Below are 8,744 nucleotides of genomic sequence, written 5' to 3'. Positions count from 1 at the left end.
CGCTGGGGCAGGGGCTGCTGTTGTTCGTGCTGCTGGCGTGGGACCGGGCCATCGCGCGTCCGGCCCTCTTTGATGACCTGCCCGCGCTCCGGTCGCTGCTGGCCTGGCTGGTGGATCATGGCGAGCCCTGGCATCCCCGCGCGGTGCTGACGGCCTGGCTGGTGGCGCACGCGGCGGTGTGGGTGGCGCGCACGCGGCAGTGGCGGCGCGCGGGCTGGGCAGGCGCGGCGCTGGCGGGCGTGGCGGGGCTGCTGGTGGTGGGGAAGGGGATGGCTGGACGCGGCGCGCCCGAGCATCCGCTGGTGGTCGTCATCGGCATCGACGCGTTCCGGCCGGACCGGCTGAAGTCGCAGGGAGGCTCGGGCGAGGTGGCGCCCCACGTGGAGCGCCTGCTGGAGGAGGCCACGCTCTTCACCCGCGCGTACACGCCCATTGCCCAGACGGAGCCCGCGTGGCGTTCGCTGCTCACCGCGCGGTGGCCGCACGAGACGGGCGTGCGCTACTCGCTGACGTCCGACTCGCGGATGCAGCTCCAGCGAACCTTCGCGGAGTCCTTCTCCCAGGCGGGGTGGCGCACGGTGTTCGCCACCGACTGCTCGCGCTTCCACGCGGAGGGCCCCGCGTCCGGCTTCGAGACGCGCCTGCAGCCGCCGCGCGGGGCGGTGAACTTCCTCCTGGAGAAGCTGCGTTACCGCGCGCTGGGCATGTTCGCCGACCATGCGTTGGGCGCCGCCTGGTTGCCCGAGTTCATCGACAACCGCGCGCTGGCTGGCATCCATGACCCCATGGGCTACGCGGAGCGGCTGGCCTCGCGGCTGGTGGACGAGGCGAGCCAGGGCCCCACGTTGTTCGCCTTCCACGCGACGGCGGCGCATTTTCCGGGCGATCCGGTGCATCCGTTCTACCGCCGCTTCGTGCCCGCCTCGGAGCCGCTGGAGCGCCGGCTGCGCATGCACTTCGCTCCGGTGGCTCCAGGCGCGAAGGGCGGCTGGAACCGCGCGGGCGCGGAGGCGCTCTACGACGAGCTGATTGCACAGGCGGACGCGCAGGTGGGGACGCTGCTGGACGCGCTGCGCCGCTCAGGCCGCTATGACGATGCGCTCATCCTCCTGCTGTCGGACCATGGCGAGAGCTTCCACGCGGACCGCGCGGACCTCGCGGGCGCCACGCCGGTGCATGGCGCGCGGCTGTCGGAGGAGGAGAACCGCATCCTCCTGGCGGTGAAGCCGCCCAAGGGACGGGGGACGGCGCCAGCGCTGGTGGACTCGCTGGTGCGGTTGGTGGACGTGGGGCCCACGCTGCTGGAGCTGTCCGGGCTGCCGAGCCTGTCGGATGTGGACGGCGTGTCGCTGGCGCCGCTGCTGCGTGGCGAGGACCTGGGTCCGCTGTCGCTGTACGCGGAGACGGGCTTCACCCATGTGCTGCCGGAGGTGTTCGACCCGGGGCACTGGCCGGGGGCGCCTCGCTCCTTCGACGCGTACCGCATCCGTCCGGATGGCGTGGTGGAGATGGGGCCCGCGGCCCACGCCCGCATCCTTCAGGAGAAGGACGTGGGCGCCTTCGACGGCCAGCGCTGGTGGGTGGACAGGCCCCAGGCCAACGGCACGGTGCTGCGCGCCTGCCAGGGCGACTGTGAAGGGCCGGACGCCCTCGCGCTGGAGGCGTGGTTCGACCGCGTGCAGGGCCGGACGGCGGCGGGAGGCTGGCGTAAGGTGGCCGGCCATGTCGACGACTCCGGACACCCAGAGCCTTCAGGAACGCTACGCGCCCCAAAACAGCTGCTTCGGATGTGGCCCGGCCAACGCCCAGGGCCTTCGCATCCGCAGCCACGTGGAGGGTGATGCCGTCATCGCGGAGTGGACGCCGCAAGAGCACCACCACGCCTTCGAGGGCGTGCTCAGCGGCGGCATCGTCGGCACGCTGCTGGACTGTCACTGCAACTGGACGGCGGCGTACCACCTGATGCGCGCGCAGGGCGGGGACGCGCCGCCGTGCACCGTCACCGCCGAGTACGCCATCACCCTCAAACGGCCCACGCCCATGGCCGGGCCGCTGCGCCTGGAGGCGAAGCCGGTGGAAATCCAGGGGGACCGCGCCGTCATCGAAGGCACGCTCACCGCGGGTGGGAAGGTGACGGCCACCTGCCGGGGCACCTTCGTCGCCGTGAAGCCGGGCCACCCCGCGTACCACCGCTGGTAGTGGCGCCAGAAATACCAAGGCCCCGGCGCTTCCACCGACTGAGGCGGGAAGCGGGCGGGGCCCTGGCGGTACCGCGCGTGGGGCGCGTTACTTGTTCATGGACAGCAGCAGGTTGTGCCGAGCGGCCGTGGGGTTGGCCTCCTCGCGCTCCGCGATGCGGTGGACCTGGTTGCCAATCTTGTCCTGCAGCAGCATCAGGCCGTCGAGCACCTGCTCCGGGCGCGGCGGGCAGCCGGGGATGTAGACGTCCACCGGGATGATGCGGTCGATGCCCTGGAGCACCGCGTAGTTGTCGTAGAAGCCACCCGAGGACGCGCAGACGCCGAAGGCCACGACCCACTTGGGCTCGGCCATCTGCTCATAGACGCGCTTGAGGATGGGGGCCTGCTTCAGGTTGATGGTGCCCACCACCATCAGCAGGTCCGCCTGGCGCGGCGAGAAGCGGGGGAACTCCGCGCCGAAGCGGGAGATGTCGTGCCGGCTGGCGGCCACGGACATGTACTCCATGCCGCAGCAGGCCGTGGCGTACGGATAGGTGAAGAGCGAGTACTTGCGCGCCCAACCCAGGCCCTTGGAGACGATGGACTGGAGCCAGCCCATGGACTCGTCACGGCGGGTCGTCACGATGTTTGCGAGGTCAGCGTCAGCCATGATGTCTCAGCTCTCCCAGTCCAGGGCGCCCTTCTTCCAGATATAGATAAGGCCGACCACCAGCGTCACGGCGAAGACCAGCATCTCCACGTACCCGAACCAGCCGAGCGCCTGGAAGTTCACCGCCCAGGGGTACAGGAACACCGCTTCCACGTCGAACACGATGAACAGCAGGGCCACGACGTAGAACTTCACCGCGAAGCGCTGCCGCGCCGGGCCGCTCGACTCGGAGCCGGCCTCGAAGCTGGTCGCCTTGATGGCGCTCGGACGGCGAGGACCCAGCCGCGTGGTGATCTGGGGAATGAGCATCGCCATGCCACCCGCCAGCAGCAGGACGACGGCCAGCGGCAGGTATGGCGTGAGGGGAGTCGGAGTCATCGCGCGCGGAACCTAATGACACCGTGCTCGCAATGTCAAAGGGAAAGTCCAGGGAGCGGCGCGCCAACCCCTTGAGATGACGGCGAAAAGCAGTGTTCATGGCCACTCGGGGCGCGCCTGGCGTGGATCAGCCGCCCCCACGGCTCTGGTCTTGGCCGGCCGGTTTGACGCTCCGCGAAGGGACGCCTACCGTCCGAGGACCGTCGGCATCCATCCGGCGTGGAACTTTCTCACCGGGGAGATGGCAAGCATGTGGGGCCGGCTCGGCTTGCGGACGCAGGTGGCCATCGCGGTGTTGGTGCCGTGCCTGGCGGTGGTGAGCTTCTGCGTCGTGTACTTCCCCATGCACCAGCGGGAAGTCACGCTGGAGTTGCTCCAGAAGCGGGTGCGGGTGGTGGCGCGGCTGATATCGCAGCACCCCGCGCTCCTGTCCGCGGACAGCACGCCGGAATCCACGGCCCGCGTCCGGGACGTATTGTCGATGCTGGAGGCCCCGGAGGCGCTGAACGAGCGCAGTGGCTTCACCTTGCGCTACCAGGGGCTGGTGTCGGCGGAAGGCACCGTGCTCCATGGGCGTGGCTCCATTCCCACGGCCATCCGCTCGCTCGGCGTGGAGGGGCTGGAGGGCTGCGCCACGTCCACCCAACACGACGAGGTGTCGGTCCGCTGCGCCAGTGGTGAGCGCATCTACGTGGCGGGCTTCGGCGTCCAGGAAGCGCTCAGCTCGGTGAATGACATGCGGGGCGCGGTGCTGGCCGGCCTGGCGGGCGCGCTGGTGCTGGGGCTGGCGCTGTCGTTGTTCATCAGCCGCGCCATCGCCGAACCGGTGGCCCGGGTGACAGAGGTGGTGCGGGACGTGGCCCGGGGCGACATGTCGCGCGGGGAGCTGGACGTGCCGGCCACGGGTGAGGTGCGCCTCATGGCGCAGTCCTTCAACAAGATGCTGGGCACGCTGCGCACCTCGGTGATGGAGATGGTGTCGCGCACGGAGCAGTTGTCCGGCGCGTCGCGGGGCCTGTTGGGGGCGTCCGCGGACCAGGAGCACGTCATCAGCCAGCAGGCGGCGTACGCGCAGCAGATTGCCGCCACGTTCGAGGAGCTGAGCCGCACGGCCGAGCAGATCTCCAGCTCCACGGAGGTGGTGGAGTCGAGCGCGCGGCGCACCCACGAGGCCGTGGCGGAGGCCATGGCGGTGGTTGCGCAGGTGGTGGCGGGCATCAACGACATCCGCACCGAGTCCAAGGGCGTGGCGGACGCGATTGTCGGCCTCAACCAGGACCTGCAGCAGGTGTCGAAGATTGCCCAGGTCATCAACCAGGTGGCGGAGCGCTCCGACTTGCTGGCGCTGAACGCGGCGCTGGAGGGCACCAAGGCGGGCGAGGTGGGGCGGGGCTTCTCGCTGGTGGCTGCGGAGATGCGCAAGCTGGCGGAGAACGTGTCCGCGTCCGCGCGTGACATCGCCCGCATCGTGGAGAAGGTGCAGGACTCCGGTGAGGAAGCGGCGGCCAAGGCCCGCGTGGGCATGGCCACCAGCGACCGGGGCGTGGAGGTGGCCGAGCAGGCCTCCTCCGTGTTCCAGCGAATCGTCGAGCTGGCGCGTGGCACCAGCGAGGCGGCGCGGCAGATCACCATCGCCACCCGTCAGCAGCGCCAGTCCAGCGAGCAGGCCGTGCAGGGCGCCCGCAACGTCGCGGAACTGGTGAAGCAGGGCGTGGACGCGACGGGACGCACCACGCGCATCGCCCAGGACCTGCAGGCGGTGGCCGAGGGGCTCACCGCCGTCACCAGCCGCTTCAAGACGACGCGGAGCTGAGGCTCACTCCCGCTGCCAGCGCAGCTGGAACTCGACCTCGTCCACGCCGTCCCCGCGCTCATGCTCGATGTTGAAGAGCGCGTCGGCGGGGATGCGCAGGCGCTCGCCAGCGACCTGGATGTTGAAGGCCTTGCCCGCCTCGATGGCGTCCGCCAGCCGCCGCAGCTTCGCGACGAAGTCCTTGCGCGGGTACGTCTTCTCCAGGTCTCGGTTCGCTCGCTTCGCCTTCTTCTGCGCCATCGTTGAGGGCTCTTTCGTCCAGGGTTTCCCCGGATGATGGCATCGCCCGCGATGGATGCGCAGCTCGAATCAGCGCGGCAGTCGAGGCACGCGTCAACCCATCAGCCGGTGGAGGCTGAGGTCCAGGCGGCTCTGGACCAGGCCCAGGAGGCTCTCCACCTCGCGCCCGTCCAGTTTCAGCCGGGCGGCCAGCTCTCGGTGGGTCTGCTTCAGGAGCCGCTCACGGGCCTGGGCCACGTGGCGTGCCACACTGGAGCGGGGCTCCGCGTACAGCGTGGCGATGCGGTCCATGGTGAGGCCGTGGAGGTGGTGCAGGCGCAAGAGCGCGCGCTCCCGTTCGGACAGCGTCGCCAGCGCGGCCTGGAGGGATTCGGACAGGGCTTGCCGGGAGTGGGCCTGGAGCACGTCTCGCTCGGGGTCGTCGCGTGACAACAGTTGCTCCAAGGCCTCCGGAGGCGTGGCGGTCTGCTCGTGGCGGCCGGCCTGCTCCAGCAACTCGCCGCCGATGCGCGAGGCGACGATTCGCACCCAGCCGCCCAGCGAGCCCCGGCCCGAGTACTCCGCGATTTTCGGCGCGCCGCCGTGAACGCCCAGCAGGAGCCGCTGGCGCGTCACCTGGAGCACCTCGTCCACCATCGCCGCGAGGTGCCGGGACAGTCGTGCGGCGGCTTTCTGGAGGACGTGCCTCTCGAAGAGCCGCAACGCCTGGGGCTCTCCCTGGGCACAGGCGCACGCCAGGTAGACGTCCGCGGCGTGGAGCTGCTTGAGCGCATCCAGGGGTGTGCCTTCCGCGCGCAGGTGCCGGCCCACGTGGTGCAACAGGGCCGCGGGCGCCAGCGCCACGGTGGGCCACGCCGCACGGCCTTGGTCGAGCAGCTCCGTGAGCAGTGTCTCCAGTGTGGGCGCGGAGCGCAGCGTGTCGTGCAGTGACTCCGGGGCCCCCGCGAGCAGCAGCGGCGTCAGCGATTCCGGAGCCGGGCTCATCGGGTGACCTCGCTCACATGGGGCAGGTGCCGCTCCTGCCATGCCACGAGTTCGTCGTGCTCTCGCCGGGCGCGCAGCCCCTGGGCTTCCAGCCACGCCTTCGCCTCGCGGATGAGGGCCGTGGCCTGCTCGCGTCCCTCCGGGGCGGGCCGTTCCCACAGGGCCCGTGCGAGGAGGAAGGACACTCGCGCGGCTTCCTTCCGGTCCAGCCACACGCGCGCATGGATGCGCCGTGCGCGCTCGAGCAGCGGGACGGCTTGCTCCGGCGCGCGCAGGCTCAGGTGGGCCTCTCCGAGGCAGGCGAGGTCGAGCGCGACGTCCGGACTGTCGTCTCCCTGCGCGGCTTCATCCAGGGCCAGGGCACGCTGGCAGCGGGTCAGTGCCGCCCGGAATGCGCCCGTCTCCAGGTCCACCCGGGCCAGGTCCCGGACCACGCCACAAGTCACCACGCTGTCGGTGCCGTTCGCCTTCTGGAGGAGGCCAAGCGCCTGCGTCAGGTTGCGCCGCGCCACCGCAGGCCGGCCCGCGCGCAGGTGGATGAGGCCCAGGTTGCGCAGCGACATCTCCAGGCGCGGCGAGCCCTGGCCCACGCTGCGTTGGATGCGCTCCAGCGCCTGCTGGTTGTGGGCGAGCGCCTCGTCGAGCCGGTCGGAGTCATAGGCCACCATGCCCAGCCCGCCGAGCGCGGTGACGGTGCTGGGGTGGTCCGTTCCCTTGCTGCGCTCGAAGATGGCCAGGGCTCGCTCATAGTGGCTCCGGGCTTCCTCCAGGCGCCCCTCGCGGCGCAGCAGGCCGGCCAGGTTGTTGAGGGGGGCGGCCAGGCTCGCGTGGTCCTTGGCGCGCGCGGCCTCCAGCAGCGCCAGCGAGCGTTGGAACGTGTCGAGCGCCTCTTGCGTGCGGCCCAGGGCGAGCAGCTCGGTGGCGATGTTGTTGAGGTTGAGCGCGAGCACCGGGTGCTCGGGGCTCCACTGTCGCTCCTGGAATGCGTAGGCCTGCGCCTCCTGGTAGAGCGCCAGGGCCTCCTCCGCGCGGAGCTGCCGCGAGCGGACGCGCCCCAGTCCGGTGAGGAAGTACGTCACGCGAGGCCGTGAGGGGCCCGCGGTCCTCCGCGCCAGCTCCAGCCCCTGGGTGAACTCCCTGTCCGCTTCGTCCAGCCTGCCCTGCACCAGGAGCAAGCCGCCCATTCGCAGGTGCAGGTCGGTGGCGATGTGCGGGAAGCGCTCTCGGCCCAGCCGCTCCACCGCGGCGCGGGCGTGGTGCACCAGCCGGTTCGCCTCGTCCATGCGCGCCATCTGGTCGCCCACCACCCACAGGAGGAGGTTCCAGACACGGGCCACGGTTTCGTCGTCGCGGCCCGCCTCGGCGGCCCAGAGCGCCTTGTAGAGGTGCTCCTCGGCTTCCATGGGCTTGCCCGCGAGCCCATGGGCATAGCCGTGCAGCGTGAGGACCTCTGCCTCCAGCGGCCGGTAGTCCAGCCCCTGGATGTCCTGGAGCAAGGCCGTCGTCTCCTCCAACGCGCCGGGGTGGTTGCCCGCGTCCATGTGGGCCCGCGCCTCGGCCAGCTTGCGTCGCGCCGCGTCCACGCGAGGCCGCAGGGCATCCGGAGGCTGTGGCCGGTTCGCCAGCTCCGGAGCATCCCGGCAGCCGGAGACGCCCTCCAGGGACGCCACCATCTGCGGCGCGTGCTGCACCGTTCGCGCGTCCGCCTTCTCCAGCACGTCGACGACGGCGGCCAGGTGCCACAGCCGTGTGTCCAGGCACGCGGCCGTCTGCCAGGAGGAATGGGAGGCATCGCGCGAGGCCGTGCACGCGTCGGTGCGCAGCTCGCGCCATGTGTCCGCGTGTCCGTCGAGCGTGCTGGCGACGGCTTCCCACGCGGCGGCGGCGAAGGGCTTTCCCGTGGCCAGGAAGGCCGCATGGGTTCGCGCGCGACGCTCCGGTCCCCAGATGGTGGTGAGCCGCTCCGCCTCCAGGTCGCAGCGGGCCTGCCTCCGGTGCGCCGCCACGTAGCCCACGGTGAGCCCTACGAGACATGCCACGGCGGCGGAGGCGCCCACCCAGGCAAGGCGCCTTCCAGCGCAGGGGGCCAGCTCGGTCAGCAGCGCCTCCATCGATGGGAAGCGCTCTTCCGGCTGGGCTCGCAAACCCCGCAGCACCGCGCGCCGCACACGGGCCGGGATTTTCGATTCGCGCTCAGGCGCGCGCATGCGTCCCTCCCGCGCGGCCTTGCCCAACGCCTCCAGCGTCCGGCCCTCGAAGGGGCGCACGCCGTGGAGCGCTTCGTACAGCGCCACGCAGAAGCTGAACTGGTCCGAGCGCGCGTCCACGCCGTGGCCTTGAAGCTGCTCGGGCGCCATGTACGCGGGCGTGCCCAGCAGCGCGCCCGAATGGGTCAGCGGCGAGTCCACCAGCGAGGCTGGCGCCATTACCGTGTCCAGGCTCGCTGGCGCGGCGTGGCCCGAGACTCGCGGGTGGGAGG

At 71.2% G+C, this 8,744-nt stretch carries 8 protein-coding genes; 3 read left to right on the top strand and 5 right to left on the bottom strand.

Annotation, left to right across the window (positions count from 1 at the left end):
* A partial coding sequence (locus HNV26_RS35920) for a sulfatase-like hydrolase/transferase (protein WP_171452995.1) occupies positions 1-1,841 on the top strand: 1,841 nt, incomplete at its 5' end.
* The gene (locus tag HNV26_RS35915; protein WP_171445371.1) at positions 1,831-2,199 is read left to right on the top strand and encodes a PaaI family thioesterase; all 369 of its coding nucleotides are present in this window, start codon (positions 1,831-1,833) and stop codon (positions 2,197-2,199) included. The genes HNV26_RS35920 and HNV26_RS35915, both read left to right, overlap by 11 nt.
* An 87-nt stretch (positions 2,200-2,286) precedes the next feature.
* Here HNV26_RS35915 and HNV26_RS35910 read toward each other — a convergent pair whose 3' ends face one another.
* Complete coding sequence (locus tag HNV26_RS35910) at positions 2,287-2,850, bottom strand: NADH-quinone oxidoreductase subunit B (RefSeq protein WP_011552800.1); 564 nt, start codon at positions 2,848-2,850, stop codon at positions 2,287-2,289.
* 6 nt (positions 2,851-2,856) lie between these two features.
* A complete protein-coding gene (locus HNV26_RS35905; protein ID WP_011552801.1) occupies positions 2,857-3,228 on the bottom strand; it encodes an NADH-quinone oxidoreductase subunit A in 372 nt (123 codons plus the stop codon).
* Between the two features lie 250 nt (positions 3,229-3,478).
* Between HNV26_RS35905 and HNV26_RS35900 the strand changes: the two genes are divergently transcribed.
* A complete protein-coding gene (locus HNV26_RS35900; protein ID WP_171445370.1) occupies positions 3,479-5,041 on the top strand; it encodes a methyl-accepting chemotaxis protein in 1,563 nt (520 codons plus the stop codon).
* A 3-nt stretch (positions 5,042-5,044) separates the two neighbouring features.
* On the opposite strand, the gene HNV26_RS35895 is transcribed toward HNV26_RS35900, so the two are convergent.
* The 3 genes from HNV26_RS35895 to HNV26_RS35885 all read right to left on the bottom strand — a co-directional run.
* Complete coding sequence (locus HNV26_RS35895; RefSeq protein WP_140862043.1) at positions 5,045-5,281, bottom strand: amphi-Trp domain-containing protein; 237 nt, start codon at positions 5,279-5,281, stop codon at positions 5,045-5,047.
* Between the two features lie 93 nt (positions 5,282-5,374).
* Positions 5,375-6,265 carry a sigma-70 family RNA polymerase sigma factor gene (locus tag HNV26_RS35890; RefSeq protein ID WP_171445369.1) on the bottom strand — a complete coding sequence of 297 codons (891 nt, stop codon included), beginning with the start codon at positions 6,263-6,265 and terminating at the stop codon, positions 5,375-5,377.
* On the bottom strand, positions 6,262-8,744 hold a 2,483-nt coding region (locus HNV26_RS35885), incomplete at its 5' end, for a tetratricopeptide repeat protein (RefSeq protein ID WP_171452994.1). The genes HNV26_RS35885 and HNV26_RS35890, both read right to left, overlap by 4 nt.

Source organism: Myxococcus xanthus, from assembly GCF_013116825.1.
Classification (GTDB): Bacteria; Myxococcota; Myxococcia; order Myxococcales; family Myxococcaceae; genus Myxococcus; species Myxococcus xanthus_B.
The sequence above is the reverse complement of the archived record's forward strand: the minus strand, read 5'-3'. Positions and strand labels throughout refer to the sequence as shown.

Bases quoted from the DNA above. Each gene is read 5' to 3' on its own strand.
- HNV26_RS35895 (WP_140862043.1), bottom strand. From the start codon at position 5,281: ATGGCGCAGAAGAAGGCGAAGCGAGCGAACCGAGACCTGGAGAAGACG.
- HNV26_RS35910 (WP_011552800.1), bottom strand. From the start codon at position 2,850: ATGGCTGACGCTGACCTCGCAAACATCGTGACGACCCGCCGTGACGAG.
- HNV26_RS35890 (WP_171445369.1), bottom strand. From the start codon at position 6,265: ATGAGCCCGGCTCCGGAATCGCTGACGCCGCTGCTGCTCGCGGGGGCC.
- HNV26_RS35905 (WP_011552801.1), bottom strand. From the start codon at position 3,228: ATGACTCCGACTCCCCTCACGCCATACCTGCCGCTGGCCGTCGTCCTG.
- HNV26_RS35900 (WP_171445370.1), top strand. From the start codon at position 3,479: ATGTGGGGCCGGCTCGGCTTGCGGACGCAGGTGGCCATCGCGGTGTTG.